This is a genomic window from Croceicoccus gelatinilyticus, assembly GCF_018398395.1.
GTDB lineage: Bacteria > Pseudomonadota > Alphaproteobacteria > Sphingomonadales > Sphingomonadaceae > Croceicoccus > Croceicoccus gelatinilyticus.
This window is the reverse complement of sequence record NZ_JAHCBF010000005.1, coordinates 341,207-357,479: the sequence shown is the minus strand read 5'-3', so window position 1 is coordinate 357,479 and position 16,273 is coordinate 341,207. Positions and strand designations below refer to the sequence as shown.

At 60.3% G+C, this 16,273-nt stretch carries 13 protein-coding genes; 8 read left to right on the top strand and 5 right to left on the bottom strand.

Features of this window, described 5'->3' with window-relative positions:
- Positions 1–241: 241 nt before the first annotated feature.
- The 3 genes from KIH45_RS13115 to KIH45_RS13105 all read left to right on the top strand — a co-directional run bounded on the left by KIH45_RS13115 (position 242) and on the right by KIH45_RS13105 (position 3,867).
- A complete protein-coding gene (locus tag KIH45_RS13115; protein ID WP_225899891.1) occupies positions 242–1,243 on the top strand; it encodes an SDR family NAD(P)-dependent oxidoreductase in 1,002 nt (333 codons plus the stop codon).
- A 396-nt stretch (positions 1,244–1,639) separates the two neighbouring features.
- Entirely contained in the window at positions 1,640–2,734 is a 1,095-nt protein-coding gene (locus KIH45_RS13110; RefSeq protein WP_213176463.1) for a polysaccharide pyruvyl transferase family protein, read from the top strand.
- A 44-nt stretch (positions 2,735–2,778) separates the two neighbouring features.
- Positions 2,779–3,867, top strand: a complete 1,089-nt coding sequence (locus KIH45_RS13105) for an acyltransferase family protein (RefSeq protein WP_213176462.1) — start codon at positions 2,779–2,781, stop codon at positions 3,865–3,867.
- Positions 3,868–4,028: 161 nt separating this feature from the next.
- Here the strand turns inward: KIH45_RS13105 and KIH45_RS13100 are convergent, their stop codons facing one another.
- A complete protein-coding gene (locus KIH45_RS13100) occupies positions 4,029–5,099 on the bottom strand; it encodes a cell wall hydrolase (RefSeq protein ID WP_213176461.1) in 1,071 nt (356 codons plus the stop codon).
- A gap of 279 nt (positions 5,100–5,378) precedes the next feature.
- Between KIH45_RS13100 and KIH45_RS13095 the strand changes: the two genes are divergently transcribed.
- Together KIH45_RS13095 and KIH45_RS13090 are read left to right on the top strand one after the other, a co-directional pair.
- A complete protein-coding gene (locus tag KIH45_RS13095; protein ID WP_213176460.1) occupies positions 5,379–6,380 on the top strand; it encodes an NAD-dependent epimerase/dehydratase family protein in 1,002 nt (333 codons plus the stop codon).
- Between the two features lie 52 nt (positions 6,381–6,432).
- Positions 6,433–7,917: a lipopolysaccharide biosynthesis protein gene (locus tag KIH45_RS13090; protein WP_213176459.1), complete on the top strand. Its 1,485-nt coding sequence runs from the start codon at positions 6,433–6,435 to the stop codon at positions 7,915–7,917.
- A gap of 13 nt (positions 7,918–7,930) precedes the next feature.
- Here KIH45_RS13090 and KIH45_RS13085 read toward each other — a convergent pair whose 3' ends face one another.
- Positions 7,931–8,812, bottom strand: coding sequence for a glycosyltransferase family 25 protein (locus tag KIH45_RS13085; protein ID WP_213176458.1), 882 nt, complete (start codon positions 8,810–8,812; stop codon positions 7,931–7,933).
- The gene (locus tag KIH45_RS13080) at positions 8,809–10,434 is read right to left on the bottom strand and encodes a hypothetical protein (RefSeq protein ID WP_213176457.1); all 1,626 of its coding nucleotides are present in this window, start codon (positions 10,432–10,434) and stop codon (positions 8,809–8,811) included. Before KIH45_RS13080 ends, KIH45_RS13085 begins: the two co-directional genes overlap by 4 nt.
- Before the next feature lie 231 nt (positions 10,435–10,665).
- On the opposite strand from KIH45_RS13080, the gene KIH45_RS13075 reads away from it, so the two are divergent.
- The 3 genes from KIH45_RS13075 to KIH45_RS13065 all read left to right on the top strand — a co-directional run bounded on the left by KIH45_RS13075 (position 10,666) and on the right by KIH45_RS13065 (position 13,514).
- Positions 10,666–11,532: a glycosyltransferase family 2 protein gene (locus tag KIH45_RS13075; protein WP_213176456.1), complete on the top strand. Its 867-nt coding sequence runs from the start codon at positions 10,666–10,668 to the stop codon at positions 11,530–11,532.
- A gap of 39 nt (positions 11,533–11,571) precedes the next feature.
- Positions 11,572–12,765, top strand: a complete 1,194-nt coding sequence (locus KIH45_RS13070; RefSeq protein ID WP_213176455.1) for a glycosyltransferase family 4 protein — start codon at positions 11,572–11,574, stop codon at positions 12,763–12,765.
- Between the two features lie 95 nt (positions 12,766–12,860).
- A complete protein-coding gene (locus KIH45_RS13065; RefSeq protein WP_213176454.1) occupies positions 12,861–13,514 on the top strand; it encodes a hypothetical protein in 654 nt (217 codons plus the stop codon).
- 26 nt (positions 13,515–13,540) lie between these two features.
- On the opposite strand, the gene KIH45_RS13060 is transcribed toward KIH45_RS13065, so the two are convergent.
- Entirely contained in the window at positions 13,541–15,169 is a 1,629-nt protein-coding gene (locus tag KIH45_RS13060; RefSeq protein ID WP_213176453.1) for an alkaline phosphatase family protein, read from the bottom strand.
- Positions 15,170–15,298: 129 nt separating this feature from the next.
- Entirely contained in the window at positions 15,299–16,231 is a 933-nt protein-coding gene (locus tag KIH45_RS13055; RefSeq protein WP_213176452.1) for an endonuclease/exonuclease/phosphatase family protein, read from the bottom strand.
- Between the last annotated feature and the right edge of the window lie 42 nt (positions 16,232–16,273).

The following is a 16,273-nucleotide window of genomic DNA, read 5'->3' as shown; positions in this document are numbered from 1 at the left end:
GGTGGAGCAGTCCGGTAGCTCGTCAGGCTCATAACCTGAAGGTCGTTGGTTCAAATCCAACCCCCGCAACCAAAAAAGCCCCCTAGGCCATAACGCCAAGGGGGCTTTTTGTGTTTGGATCGGGCAGATCCCTGCGAGGCCGCTTAGCCTTGATGTTTGGTGACCGAGTGTCTGTCAGTTGGTTGATGGCTCTTATATTTCTGCGCGGAATTAGGTCGCTGAGGGGTGGACATGTCTCCGCTTGGCTGGTCTCGTTGACGGATATCGCAACGTTCCGAGTAATTTCATGGTGCAGACTTTTTCGCAGAAATCGACAACTGACGAGGTGCTTTCCGGGCATGAACTTTCCGGCAAGCGCTTTCTGGTGACCGGAGCATCTTCGGGGCTTGGTATCGAAACTTGCCGTGCGCTGGTCGCCAGCGGGGCTCATGTCGTCGGCACGGTTCGTGATTTCGCAAAGGCGAAGAGCAACACGGAAAGCGTCGTGGAGGCTTCGAGTTCGTCGGGTGGTTCTTTTTCGCTGGTCACACTGGATCTGGCATCTCTGGAAAGCGTGCGTCGATGCGCCGACGAGCTTCTCGAGGAGGGTACTTGCTTCGACGGGATCATTGCGAATGCCGGTGTCATGGCTACCCCGTTCGGCCACACCGAGGACGGATTCGAAACTCAGTTTGGCACTAATCACCTAGGGCACTTCTTGCTGATCAACCGGCTTGTTCCGTTGTTGCGCAGTCCGGCCCGCGTAGTCTTGCTTTCCTCGCTTGCGCACCGGTTCTCTGACGTTGACCTTGATGATCCGAACTTCGCCGACAGCAAATACGATGCAGGCGTCGCCTACGCCCGTTCGAAGACCGCCACTATATTGTTCGCGGTCGAATTCGACCGTCGCCACCGTGATGCAGGGATTCGCGCCACGGCAGTTCACCCCGGCGCGATCATGGATACGGACCTTGCTCGCCACATGGACGAAGCCGCTTTTCAGGCGATGATGGACAACGCCAACAATGCCAGTGGTGATAATCCGCTAGTCCTCAAGACAATCCCGCAAGGTGCCGCGACCTCCGTCTGGGCCGCGGTTGTCGCACCGGCTGATCGTGTTGGTGGGGTTTATTGCGAAGATTGCAGCGTTGCCCCGGTGCGAGATGATGAGGAATTGGTGGGTGTGCGCTCCTATGCTCTCGATGCTGAACGCGCCAGAAAGCTCTGGGCGGTAAGCGAACAGATGGTCGGGGAGACTTTTTAACCAAGCTTATCCGACCTTTTCGTTCAAAAGGGGTAGTTTGCCCAGGATAGGAGCTTGGCCGGTTTTTGAGCCCTAATTAGCCCAGAATGATTAGTGTTCGCCCCTGACAATCGCGCAATCCACGCGATTAGCCCTAATGCGCATATTCAAAAATTTTCCAACTGACTCATAACGATAGGCAAGCCAAAGGAATTGCCCATCGTTCGATCAATCGCCAAATTCGTGTGGAGGCACTTGGGCTTCCGTACGCGTTATCTGAATTGGAAAAGCAGGCGGCTCATCACCGAATGGGAAGGTCTGACGGTCGACACTGCGAATTGCGGTGACGCAGACCGCACTGTCCTGATAATTCCCTCTGATCCGGTGCTGATATCGAGCTCCACGGGTGATCAGGCCATGATCGGCGCGATCAAGGCGGAGTGGTTCCGCCGCATGCCGCAGGCTACAATCTACATCGCAACCGCTGGCGGAACTTCAGACGATGCAGCCGAGAAGCTGGACCTTGCACCACTCGCCATTTTGGAAGGTGGCAGTAGTCTGACCGAAAGCTACGCCGGAGCGCTGGCCATTCGCCCTGATGTCGTCATTCTGATGGGCGCGGACGGTATCGATGGCAGTTATGATCCATCCTTCTCTGTTCGCAACGTCGCACTGGTCGATCTGCTGTCCCGTTCCGGGGCCGAAGCCTACATCACCGGCTTCAGCGTCAGCCGAGACATCCATCCGATGGTCACGACCATTTTCGACAAGCTGGACGAGAGCGTCGCTGTCAACTTGCGAGACCCGGTTTCGTACGCCCGCTTTGCAGACGCAAGCGAGTGTTCGGCGCGCGAGGTCGCCGACGTAGCCTTCCTGCTAAAGCCACGGGAAAGCCGTTCCGTTACAGAGCTCGAGCAATGGATCGAGGAGCAGCGATCGCAAGGTAGGACGGTGATCGGCCTGAACTTCCACCCGCTTTTGCTCGAACTCGATCGCCGAACGGCCTTGCAGGACCTGATCCAGGCCATGGGAGAGGTTGTCGAGGGGCTATTGCAGACCGGCGACATTGCGATCCTGCTGATCGATCATGATGAGCGCGGATCGTCATCTGACGCGCTTTGCCTGCGCCCCCTGTACGAGCAGCTGACCTCCCGGTTTCCGAACAGGCTGCTCTATCCCGATGCCCGGCTGACCGCTTCGGAAATCAAGGCGCTTTCCTCTCACCTCGACGGTGTCATTTCCGGACGAATGCACCTGATGATCGCTTCCATCGGCGCGGCAACGCCGACATTCGGCATCGATTACAAGGACAAGATGGAAGGCCTGCTCCAGCTTTGTAATCTCGATTGCGACAACCTGACGGATGCCAGAAGCGTCCTGGCGGACCCGGGCGTGTTTCAGGAGCGAATCGTCACGTGGATATCCGACCTGGATAGACAGCGCCGACAAGTGACGGCGGCGCTGCCGTCGGTCCGTGAATCGGCAATGCAGAATTTTGCACCCGCAAATTGAACTCCCCCCTCTCGGCTCAGTTGCGCAGAACTGGAACCTTCACCATGGACAAGCCCAAGGAACATTTCCTCTATCTCGACATGCTTCGCGGCGTGGCGGCCATCGCGGTCGTGCTTCTGCATTGGTTCGCTGGATTTGGATACACACCGTTCGGATCCGGAGGGCTGGCCGTCGACCTGTTCTTCATGTTGAGCGGTTTTGTCATCGCTCATTCCTATGGAGATCGCTTGCTGGCGGGCTTCAGTAAAAAGACTTACCTCGTCTCACGCATCATCCGGCTTTATCCGATGATCATCCTGGGCGCGGTGCTTGGCGTTGCCCGTGTCATCGGGGCAGGGGTGCTGAAAGGCGATCCTGTAAGCAGCACCGATCTGATCGGCCAGTTCGTGAAGAACCTGTTGCTCCTGCCGAACACCGGGACCGATCTGGCGGCAATGTTTCCGCTTAACGGGCCAATCTGGTCGCTGCATTTCGAAATGCTGGCCTATCTCGCTTTTTGCCTGTTTCTGTTCAAAGTGAACTCGAAGTGGATCCTGGCCATCCTGCCCGTTGCGGCGATTGCCGTGTTCGACTGGGCATCGGTGATATTCGGCGCGGGTTTGAGCGCTTCAGATCAGAGCACTAGCATTCAGGTCTATCTGCACGGACTGGGGCGCGTCACACTGGGCTTCGGAACTGGTGTTCTTGTTTACCGATTTCGCGACCGCTTACTGACCGCAGTTCGCTATCATGCGCTCGTCCCAATTGTGCTCCTGACGGCGATTTTCTTCGTGCCGAAAGCGACCATGCAGCCCTTGCTTGCCGTGTTCGTCATTTGCGCAGTTTTTCCGATGATCGTGCTTGGTGGCTCTCGCGTTCCCGTCAGTGGCAGGTTCGAAGGATTGGCCAAGGCGCTCGGCGACTTGTCTTATCCGCTCTATGCGATCCACGTTCCGCTTTTGTGGATCGTGGCAGGCATGTGCAAATTCGCTGGCATCGCGATCGGTGGCGCGGAGGTTAACAACGCGATCTTCGTCATCCCGGGCGTCGTGGTCTTGTCGCTTTTCGTTTTTCGCTGCGTGGATCGTCCGACGCGTATGCTGCTGGCAAAATCACGCAGCGCGGGCCCCATACATGCTCGCATAACGGGATAGTGCGGCTAACGTACCGGCGGCGGACTGGCCCCCTTAGGGGAGCAGCCGCCGCATAGTTCGTGCAGCAGGAAAACGCCTATGCATGATTCTCAGGGCAGAGGGTGCATTCGAGACTGTCTCTGGCAAACGCCACGGGCTTCCCTGCCAGCCTTACGCTTGGCTCACTGCGACAGACATTCGGCAGGATTGGACCTTGCCGCGATCTGGCAGTTCCATCTCGCTTGCTCGATGCCAGCCTTGATGTCCTTGTGGAGGGTGAAAGCGGGGCGGCGCTGTGACGCTTGCACGCCGACATCTGCCTGCATTGCAGCCTGGCTTGTGTAAGCGAAGACTTCGCACACAGAACGATCGGCGCAGCTATTGAGCGCGGTTACCGCCCAGCGACCCGAAGGTACGGACGGGTCGACAAGCTGAAAGATGGCGGCATCGACGTTGATTGCCTTCACCTCGTCCATTGCGCTGACGGCGGTGATACTCGTGGTAACGGTGTTCTCGGCCACCAGTTGCGCCTCGGCGTCGCCATGATTGTCCGCAGCACCCGGAATAACAGGTTCATTCCGGCCGCCACCGGCACGGAAGTAGGCCCGCGAGCCGGCTCTGTGAGGGAACGTGTAGAAAAGGTGCTGCCCAACGGCCGCGATCTTTGCCAGCGACCCGCTCCAGTAGGGTACGACATAGTCCGCGTGGTAGTGCGTTGCGGTGCCAACGGCCTTGTCGACGTAACCATCCAGCGCTGCCGCCGCGAGCTTGCGCGCGCGCTTCACGCCGGTATCCGACCAGCGCCGGTCGCGCGAACCGTCACAGGTGAACGTGAACTGACAGCCGGTCTTGCGGGACGAGCCTTCGAACACCACACCGCATACCGTCGACGGATAGACTGGGTGCCGCACACGATTGAGAACGACCTGCATGACCGCGCGCTGGCCCTCGATATCATTTCCGGCCTCGAAATAGGCCGCCTCGGCGAGGCACTGGATCGCCCGGTCGCGGTCGGTCTGCCCGCCCAGAAAGCTGAAGCTGCTCATCGCGGTCGGTGCCCTGTCGAATGCGCGCGCAAGGTTGATGCGCGTGGCATCGGCCTGCCCAACCGGTTCAAGAGCTTTCGACATGACGGATTCCGCAGCCAGTTGGCGGATTTCCGAAATCTCGCTTTTGGGATCGACGCGTGCGGGCTTTGGCGCATTCACGGCCTGCACGTCAGCGGCATTCATCATCGGAACGGCGATGGCCATGCATGCTGCCGCGGCACACAGCGCGGTTCGCGGGGCCTGTCGCGGATCTCGCTGCAAGGCTGTCAGGCAGGCACGGATTTTCATACCGCTATTGTGCGAAGGCGTGCGTGTCATTCCAATTGCGATTGGGGACTAGATCGGCGAGCCAGCGGAAATCCTTCGCAAGCCCCTAATACTTTGGAGGTGCTACTCAATCGAGAGCGCCATACGGAATGCCGATTGAGTGCCGCGGGCCCAAAAGCGCACGATAGTGCACGACGGGTACCGTTGGAGTCGCACATGAAAGTTTTGGTAACCGGACACCGGGGGTATCTAGGCTCGACCCTGATCGCGAAGCTCAAACGTGACGGGCATGAAGTGATTGGCCTGGACCAGCGCACGTCAATGCCCGGCTGTCCGCTTTTGGCACCGGACGCGGTCGAAACGATTTCCCGCGAGCTTGGCGACTTTCTCGCCAGCGAGGAATCGCTCGAGCTGTTGAGCGGGTTTGACGCGGTGATCCATCTCGCCGCGCCAGAACCTGACTGCGGCTCTGCCGCGGCATTCGACAAGGACCTGTCGAACACGCTTCGTCTTGCCTTGCGGGCATGTCAGGCGGCGGTTCCGCGCTTTGTTTTCGCTTCGTGGGCGAACTACCAATGGGCGACGGAGGACGATTGCGTCTGCGAGAACGGCGAGATTTATGCCGGCACGCATCATTACCGATCCAAGGTCAGGGCAGAGCTCGCGATCTGCAGCCTTGCGTCTTCAACCTTCAGCCCCACGATCATGCGTCTGCCCGATGTCTATGGCCACGGTGCGAACATGCACTTTCGCGGGTTCATGAACCGGCTTGCGGCGACGGCCTACTCGCTCGGCAAGATCCCGCTGAACAGCGACGGATCGGGCCGGCACGCTGTCTTGCACGTGGAGGATGCGGCAAGGGCATCCGCGGCCTTGCTCAAGGCGCGCCGCGATCTGGTCCACCGCGAAATTTTCAACGTGGGCCGCGTGCGCGAAAGCCTGAGCCTTGTGGAAATAGGCATGGCCCTGAAAGCAGTGCTGCCGGGTGCACGGATCGACGCGGCCCATCTTCCCGCGATGGATCATTGCCGCCATGACATCGATTTCGGCCGCCTGGCTCGCCACGTTCCCGATGCCTTGCCGACTCGGCACTTGCGGGTCGGCCTTAGCCAGTTGGTGCAGAACCTGGATTCCATGCCGATCCGGCGGCCTCCACCGAAATCGCGTGATCGCAATGCGCTGCCGAGCCTTGGCTATGTGCCGAACATGGCGGGCTGAATGATCACGACCAGAAACGCCCATCCCGTCCTGCTCGTACAGTTGTCCGCTGATGCTCGCTAACAAGGTTTTCCGGTCTTCGGCGATATTCGCCTCCGCACGCCTTGTCGGGCGCGGTCTCGACATCCTTGCGGCGCTGGTCATCGCGCGTTTCCTGACGCCAGCCGATTTCGGCATGGTCATGATTGCACTGGCCACTTTGATGGTTCTGGAGGCAGCGACCGAACTGCCCATCGTCGATGCCCTGATCCGGGAAAAAGAGGTCAGGCCCGGTGACGTGGACACCGGGTTCACGCTGTCATTCCTGCGCGGCACGATCATCGCCGGCGCCATGCTGGCGCTCTCGGTTCCGATCTCGATCATTTATGATGATCAGCGCCTGATATTGCTGATCGCGCTGCTTGGCCTTGCGCCATTCATCACGGGCCTGCGAAGCCCGATGATGGTCATGTTCGCGCGCGAGGTGAATTACGCACCGACCGCGACGATCGACCTGATTGCCCGCATGACGTCTTTCGCGACTGCGGTCGTGATCGCGTGGCAGACCGGGTCATACTTCTCGCTGCTGATCGTATCGATCATGCCTCCGATGGTCATAACCGCGCTGACTTACATTTGGGCACCGTACCGGCCGCGTTTTTCGCTGCTGAACTGGAGCAGGCTGCTGACCTTCGCGGGCTGGATGTCGATTTCGCGAGCCTTGGCCACCGTCAGCCAGGAAGGTGATCGCTTCCTGATCGGCGGTGTGCTTGGCAAGGCGCCGTTGGGCTTCTTTTCGATGGGGCGCAGCGTTGCCACGACGGCTAGCTGGGCGATCGGGATGCCGCTTGTCAGCGTGATGTACCCAAGCCTCGTCAAGATCCGCGAGAATACCGAGCGATTGCAGCAATCGTACTTGCGCGGGCAATCGATGGTGGCGGCTGCCATCATGCCGATTTCCGTATTCCTCATGTTGATGGCCGAACCTCTGGTCCGGTTGGGGCTTGGGGAGAAATGGCTGGCAGTCGTGCCGGTAATCCAGATCCTGGCTCCGGCCAGCGCATTGGCGACACTTGCGATGCCGACACAGGCACTATTGCTGGCGCTGGAGAAACCGCATCAGCTCGCAAAGCGCGAGATGCTGGCAGCCTTGATCGCGATTCCGGCGGTGGTGATCGGCGCGATCACTTTTGGCCTGATGGGTGCCGTTATCGGCCGCGCGCTTGCGAACATCTTTCACACCGCGCTCAGCGTGGAGATCATCGTGCGGGTTGCGGGTATTTCATGGCGGCGCCAGTTCCTGTTCGTCTGGCGCTCAATCGCGGCGAACGGGGCGATGGCCCTTTTCCTCTACGAAAGCCTGTCGTGGTTCAACGACGCCAGCGTTGCTTCCGAGATATTGTCGATCGCACTCGCCGGAGCAGGGGGGCTGGCTGTCTATGGTGTCACACACCTGGCCCTGTGGCTGCTGTCGGGACGGCCTTCAGGTGCGGAGGAGTACATCGTCAGCAGGCTTCTGGCGCAGATGGCGCCGAAGCTTGCCCGATCATCCAACTGAAGTAGAACCCCGATCAGCGCTTGGCTGCGGCGTTGCGGACGGCCCAGTGTGAGGTTGAGGAATCGATCAAGGGGATCGGACGCTCTGTGTGGCCAAAGGGGCGGATCAGCAAATTGACCGCAAGACGCTTGATTGGCCGAAGTACCGCACGAAAGCTTTCCATCGGGGTCGGATTGGTCGGCCTGCGTTTGCCGAGGCGCGTATCGGCGCGCTGGCCCAGCGCTTCGATACCGCTGGAAAGATAGGGGGCCTGTACCGCGATGCCGGGCACGAGTTCTGCCTGCACGCAAATAGCCGGGACAAGTTGCAGCATGTCCAGCCGGTCTACGACGGAGCGACGCGGATTGAACATCTCGACGTCGACGGCCTGTTCGAAATCGTTGACGTTCGCCAGAAGGCGATGCGCGCCACGGCGCGAAATGACGTAGCCGCCCGTGCGCGTCGCCCCGCGTAGCAGCTTGTGCACGCGGTGTCCGGCCATTTCCAGCTCGCACTCCTGCCGGAACACGATCGGAGAGCGGTCGGTCTCTATCCGCAACAGGTCGAATTCAGGCAACTCGCCGATACGCAGCAGAATCTGCCGGAACGTGGGCGCGATGACGAGGTCGTCTTCAAGGACTATCGCATGGTCGATCCCTTCGCGCACGATCCTTTCCCAGACCGAGACGTGGCTCAACAGACATCCAACTTCGCCAGCATTCAGAAGCGCTCTTTTTTCAGTGCGCCTCCATGGCAGCAAGTCACTGCTGCTGAGCTTGCTGCCGTCGACCGCGTCCACGAAGATGGGCTCGACGCCCGCTGCCGTGACAAGGGCATGCATCCGCCTTCTGCGTTCAACCTGTCTTGCCAGGTTGATGACAAAAGTGGGCGGAACGGTTCCGGCGGGGCGTGTCATGCGGCCTGCGACAGGTAAGGCAGGACAATCGAATTTGCCCTGTTCAGCGGGATCTTGCTTCCGGCCAGCTCGCACACGGTAGGTACGATGTCGTACCCGCTGCACTCGCCGTAATCGCCGCGCGCGATGCTCTCGCCCGAGATGAACAGCGCGCCAAGACCGCCGGTATGAGCCCCTGTCCGCCTGAACGGCGCGGGGCCGACGGTGCCGATACCCGGATGCTCCAGCGCAAGAGGCGTGCCGTTGAACGAGGCAACGATATCGGCCTGATTGTCGCTTGCCGAAAGCGGATCGGAAAGAACGGGCGTATAGATCGTGCCGATCGCAGCCTCGCCCGTGCGGGGGTCCTTCAGGGTTTTCAGCATGGCGACGTATTCGGACACGACCGCTTCGTATTCGGCCGGCGAAACGATGCCATGCTTCTCACGGCCCTTCAGATTGATCCGGATGCGCCCGTCATGGAACGTCGGGAACCCAAAGGCCCGCATCTTGGGCCAGGCCTTGGCATAGCGGGTTGCCGCCATCTTCAGCGGGAATTGATAATCCCGCTTTTCGGCTGCCCTGCTGGATGAAGTCCCCGTCAGCTTGCGGCGCAGCTTTTGAACGTCGCGCTGGATGCGATCACGAATGCGCATGACCTGCCCGCCACGCATCGACCCCAGAATTGCCCTGTCCCAAGGGACACCGGGCGGAATGATCGGAACGCCATCAGCCGCCGCTTTCCACTCGGGCTGAGGCTCGAACAAGGTCTTTCCGGTTTCGAGCCGGTACATCATTTCGGGCAGCAACAGCATGGCCGGTACATCCGAATTGTTCGCCCCCATGCCGTGCATCGTGAAGCATACGATGGTCGCGTCCGGCGCGATTTCGCGGATCGCACCGATATGGCGGTCGATCGCCTCGTAGATTTCCTCAAGGCACTGCCGCGCAACGGCCGCACTGGGATGGGAATTGAGCGGGTGGCTTTCGTCGATGCCATGCCACATCGGTTCCGTCGCCGAATGGGCCGCTGCAACCACGCTGATGGCGAGATCCCAGTCGGTAATCCGCTCTCCGAACAGCCAGCGGACAATGCGGGTCCGCTGATCCACGCCGTCGCGCAGCAACCTGCCGGCCTTTAGCGTCAGGTCCGCATCGGGCCAGAGGAATCCGTAGATGTAATCCTTCGCCGCATAGTCACCGAACCGCGACACGACTTCGTCGGCAAGCGATGCCGGGCGGGACTGCAAGCCTTCGCCAAGCCCCGGATCATGCGCGCCCCAGCCGACGACGCCGCGCGCGTTTGTATCGCGCGCGATGTCGAAATAGGGGGCATCGAAGACGACGGTCTTGGCATCGAGCGGTGCCGTAAAGGGAGGATTGGCAGCGCCGGCCTGCACGGCGGCATAGCTTTCCCGGTCGAACTCGACGGCGGACCAGCGCTTCGATTCATCGGGGCGCAGGCCGGAGGATATCTGCTCGTAAGTCAGGTTCGCATTGCGGAACTGGCTGTCGTCGACCAGCCAGCGTGCGCTTTCCTCGCGCAGTTTGGCCAGGTTCGGCATGCGCCCTTCGTCCATCAGGCGTTCTGCAAAGTCTATCGTGAAGCCATCGAGGCCCACCATAACCGTTCTGGATTTCATGCTCCGCTGCCCCGTTGATGATCTTTGACGAGATTTCTATTCGCCCGAGGATACCGATCAGACGAGGCGGCGAAATTGTCCGTCGTGGGGCATTTGCTGCCATTTGGGGTTATCGCGGGATGAGGGCATTCGTTACCTAACCACTACGGATGACCCCCGCATGGGCGCTTCGCCAGAGGTGCCGAAAACCGTATTTATTGGTCTCTAATCAAGACTTAAGAGGCCGTTTCAATGCGCATCCACGTTGCTATCGCCACAACTGGCCGTGCACCGGTTCTACGCAAGAACATCGAACGCCTTAACGATCAGACGCGCAAGGCTGATGGTATCGTGATTGTCGGCCACGATGAAAGCGATGTCGAAGGCGTTGCCGGAATGCCGGGGGATCCCTTGGTCTTGCTTGCCCCCAAAGGTGCCTGCAGCCAGCGGAACGCCGCTCTTGAACAGCTCGATGGCAAAACGGATGTCATCGTGTTCTTTGATGACGATTTCGTCGCTGCCCCGGACTATCTCGCCAACGTCGAACACATTTTTGAAAGCGAACCCGATGTGGTCGGATTGACCGGTCATCTGGTCGATGACGGAGCCAAGACGGGCGCGATCGATTTCGAAGACGCCGTGTGGCGGCTCGACACACTGGGGGAACGTGCCAGACTTCGCAGCAAGCCGGCGCAGGCGCTTTACGGCTGCAACATGGTGTTCCGCTCCGCCGCCGCAGAAGGCTTGCGGTTTGACGAGAACCTGCCCCTTTACGGCTGGCAGGAGGACATCGACTTCACCACAAGGGTCGGGCGCAATGGCAAGCTTGTCCGCTCCCGCGCTTTGACCGGCATCCACTTGGGCAGCCCCGCGGGCAGGACTTCGGGTTTGCGGCTGGGCTACTCGCAAGTGGCGAATATCTTCTACTTGCGCAGCAAGGGCACGATAGGCCGCAACCACGGCTGGGGCCTTCTGTTCAAGAACCTGCTCGCCAATATTGTTAAGAGCGTTCCCCCGCCGAACAAGATCGACCGCCGCGGAAGGCTTCGCGGCAACATGGTCGCATTTCGGGACTTGCTGCTGCGTCGCCTGCATCCGCGCAGGATCACCGAACTGTGATGCAGAGCGCTGTCGATTTAGCAAGCTGGGGGCTGGCCGATGGCAACCGTTCCTGACAATCCGCCAAGCACCTTTGCGCCGCATGGCGTCGCCGATCTGTTACGTCGCTGGATCGCTCCGCGCCCGCTCGCGTACGAGCGTAGCTGCCGTTCCGTCCTGATAAACGGCAAGTTTCTAAGCGCGCCCAGCACGGGTGTGCACCGTGTCGCGGCGGAATTGATCCGGCACTGCAACCATCTGCTGCGGACAGATCCGGCGTGGAAGGGCAAGCTGCGTCTCGATCTTGTCATTCCGTATGACGCAGAGGATCGGGCGAAAAAGCTGGGCGTGCCCTATCGCGTGGTCGGGCCGTTCCGGGGAATTCCTTGGGAGCAGCTGACCCTGCCGTCAGTGGGCGGGGGCAGCACTATCCTCAGCCTTTGCAATGTCGGGCCGGTTACCTCGCGCGATGCCGTCACCATGTTTCACGATGCGCAGGTCCGCCTGACGCCGAAAAGCTACTCGCTGCCGTTCCGCCTTTGGTACCGGTTCCATCAGTTTTTCACGGGGCGTCGCCATCAGCGCATACTGACCATCTCGCAGTATTCGCGGCAGCAATTGTCACGCTTCGGACTTGCCAGTCGCAGCCGGGTCACGGTCATCCCGAATGGTGTGGACCATTTCGCGACTGCTCAGGCGGATGACCGGATCATTGCGAAACTGGGACTGGACAGCGGACATTACGTCGCCGCGCTTGCCAATACGCAGTCGCACAAGAACATCAGGGTCCTGATCGACTGCTTTGCCCGGCCGGACATGGCGGACAAGAAACTGGTCTTGTTCGGTGCGGCGACAGCTGCTGATTTCGAAGCGATAGGGGCCGCGCCGGGGCCGAACGTGATCTTTGCGGGCAAGGTCTCTGACGAGGAGCTGCGCGCGATTTATGAAAACGCGCTTTGCTTTGCCTGCCCCTCGACAACCGAAGGTTTCGGTCTGCCCCCGCTGGAGGCGATGGGCGCCCGATGCCCTGCGGTCGTTGCGCCGTGCGGGGCCTTGCCCGAAGTGTGCGGCGAGGCCGCGCTCTATGCCGATGCGCATGCCCCGGAAGAATGGGCCGAGGCGATCTGCGAGCTGGAGCGGAACCCCGCCTTGCGCCGGAAACTCGTGACCAAGGGCGATGAGCAGGTCGCGCGCTTCACGTGGGACGGGGCGGCGCGCTCGCTACTCGCCACGATGAACGAATATGCCCGGTGACGAGGTCCAATCCGGCCCCGTCTTTACCTGACATGGTCGACCATCAGCGAACGATTGTTTTTCGCGCCAGTCCCAAGACCATCTTCCTATGGTTGATGGCAGTCATAGCCGTGCTAGTCGCGCTAAGCGTCGCGGGCATGGTGTTGCGGTTCGGCATGGGCTTTTCGAAAGGCCTTGGCGCGATTGCGCTGATCGACCTCAACAGTGAAACCAATTTCCCGACATATTTCAGCGTTGCGCTGCTGGCTTGCTGTTCCCTGCTTCTGGCGCTGATCGGTATCGCTCATCGCCAACTGCGCATGGGGTGGCATCGCCATTGGATTTTCCTGGCGCTCGTATTCCTCGCGATGTCGATGGATGAATTCATCCAGCTTCACGAAAAGACGATGGAGTTCATTTCCGGCCATCTCGGCATCGTGCCCGGAAGCATCCTGACGAATTCGTGGGTGGTCCTTGCCTTCGTGTTCCTGCCGCTGCTGGGGCTGGCCTACCTGCGGTTTCTCATGGCGATGAACAGGCGTTCCGCGGCCCTGATGGTCGCGGCTGGCATCGTCTATGTTGGCGGGGCGGTCGGCGTGGAAATGGTGTCGGGCATGATGAAGGGGACCTACGGGTTCGGGTCGCTACCCTTCATGATCTCGACGACCATTGAAGAGACGCTCGAGCTCGTGGGCCTGGCGATCTTCATCTATGCGCTGACCAATTACGCGGCGCGGATGGGGCTGTCGTGGTCCTTCGAACCTGCGTGACAGCCGCATCCGTCGCTACATTATCTTCAGGCGGCTTTTGAAGAGATCAGCGGAACCGGGAAAGGTTCGCCCGACGGGGCGACGAAGGCCGGGTCCAGCATCTTCCCGACAGTCGCGACGATATCGAACGCGCTTTGCGTGCCGTAGTCTCCCACCACGACATCACCCTGATGGATATAGAGCGCGCCGGCACCGCCCGTGTGCGCGCCGGTCCGGCGGTAGGGGGCAGGGCCCACGCTGCCGAGAACCGGGTGGCCAAGGGCTACGGGAACGCCTTCGAATTCGGCGACGATGTCCGACTGGTTGCCGGGGCAGTTCAGGGGATCGTCCAGAACGGGCTTGGTGATTTTGCCAATCACCGGCTTGCCGGTTCGCGGATCGAACAAGGCGCGCAGCATTATTTCGTATTCGTCGAGAAGCGCCGCGTAATCTTCCAGTTCGACAACGCCGTGTGCCTCGCGCCCTTTGAGGTTCACCCTGATCCTGCCGTCATGGAACGACGGATATCCAAAGGCCCGGGTCGTCTTCCACGACCTGGAATACCGCGTCGCCGACATCTTGAGCGGAAAGCGGATCGGTTCATCAGAGCCTGCATCGGCCGAATCCGAATGGGTCAGGCGATGTTTGGCACGCAGGTACCCTCTCTCAAGCTTGTCCACTGCGCGCATGATCTTGCCGCCGCGCATCGCGTTGAGGATCGCACGGTCCCACGGAACGCCGGGTGGTACGATCGGAATGCCGTTTTCGGCATCTTTCCATTCGGCCGGGGCATCGAAAAGTTTCTTGCCGGTTTCGTAGCGGTACATGACTTCCGGCAGCAGCAGCATGGCCGGAACGTCGGACCCGTTGGCGCCCATACCATGCACGGAAAAGCAAACGATCGTTGCATCGGGGGCGACTTCGCGCATGGCCCCGATATGGCGGTCGATGGCGTCGTAGATTTCCTCGAGGCACTGTTTCGCAACGGGCGCGCTTGGATGACTGTGCAGCGGATGGGTCGGGTCCACGCCGTGCCACATCGGTTCGGTGGCCGAATGGGCATCGGATACGACGGTGATCGCAAGATCCCAATCGGTAATCCGTTCGCCGATCAACCAGCGCATGATGTCGGTGCGCTGGTCGACACCCTTGCGCAGGGCCACGCCAGCCTTGCGCATAAGCTCGGGGTCAGGCCACCAGAAGCCGTAGATGTAATCCTTGGCGGCGTATTCGCCGAACTTGTCCGTTATTTCTTGCGCCAGGGACGCAGGCCTTGCGTGCAATCCATCGGGCATTCCGTGCCCGTGCGCGCCCCAGCCGACCATGCCTTCGGTGTTGGCGGCCTTGGACAAGTTGAAGAACGGGGAATCGAAAACCACGGTCTTGCCGTTCAAACCGGACGTGAACGGCGGATTATCGGCGCCTGCCTGTTTAACGGAATAAGTCGCGGGATCGAATTCCACCGATGAAAAGCGGCCCGAAGTCTCCGGGCTCATGCCGGAGGAAATTTGTTCATAGGCAAGATTGGCGTTGCGGTAAGGCTCGTCAGTCACTTTCCATCGCGCGCTTTCGGCCCGCAGCTTGGCAAGGTTGGGCATGCGACCTTCGGCGATCAGGCGATCGGCAATTTCAACGGTGAATCCGTCCAGTCCGATCATGATGACACGTTTCGACATGGCTTCGTTTCCGCAACGTCGGGTTACCGACAACTATGGAAAATAACCTACCAAACGCATGGTCACGCTGTTTAGTGAGCATTCTGCGAAGAAACGCGATCTTTGGTACTAGGCGATCAGCAAAAGGGATTAGTCGGCGTCGCAGTCTTTTCGATCGAACGCCATGACAAGCGGGAAGTGATCGGACCCGACATTCGGCCCAAGCTCGACCGAGTTCGCGCCAATGCACGGCGAAACATAGGCCTGATCAAGCGGGAGCAGCGCGATTGGCGACCATGCAGGCCATGTTCCCCGCGATCCGGTGACAAGCCTGAGCTGGGCTGCGGAGGTCATTCGTGACTGGCCAACGGTCCATGGGGCGGAATTGAAGTCGCCGGTAAACAGGATGGGCGGCTTCGCCACGCGTAAGGCTTCCGCCATCAGATCCAGGCGTTCGCCGCGTTGCTCAAGCGGCCAGGGCCGGTCCATGTGGGCTGCAACGATGGTGACCGGTCTCCCCGCTACGGAAAGCCGGGCCGATAGGGCGGAAAGACCGCGCCTGTTTTCCGGGTCCTGATCGGCATGGTGATGAACGGCGAGGGCAGGCCACTTCGAAAGGATGCGGGTCGAGCATCGCCCGCTTCGCGTGCAGGCATATTGATACGGATACTGATTGCGCAGCGCGTTATCGAAAGCTTCCGATCCGATCGGTGCCTCCATCAGGATCACCACATCGGCATCCTGTTCGTTCAGCCAGCTCGTGACGAAGGCCCTGTCTTCGTTGTCCTTCCACATGTTGAGGGAAATCACGCGCAAGTCCGGTTGCTGCCGGCTGGCCGACTTGGCTTGCTCGACCAGGGGCGCCAAGAGGACGATCAGGCGCACAGCGACGACAAGGGCCAAGGCGAAGCTGATCGCGCGCACAATTCCGTGAGAACGGATGGCGATCAGGCCAAGCGAGAGGATGGCGGCACCGCCCCACCACGGCGCGAAGACGTTCACGATTTCCAGAACCGGCCAGAACGCTTCCGCAATCGATGCGGCGGCAAGGGCTGCGCTGAGACCGATGACGAGGAAGATCACTAAACGGCGAATCGAACTGTCACTCCGGGGTCGGCACCGGTG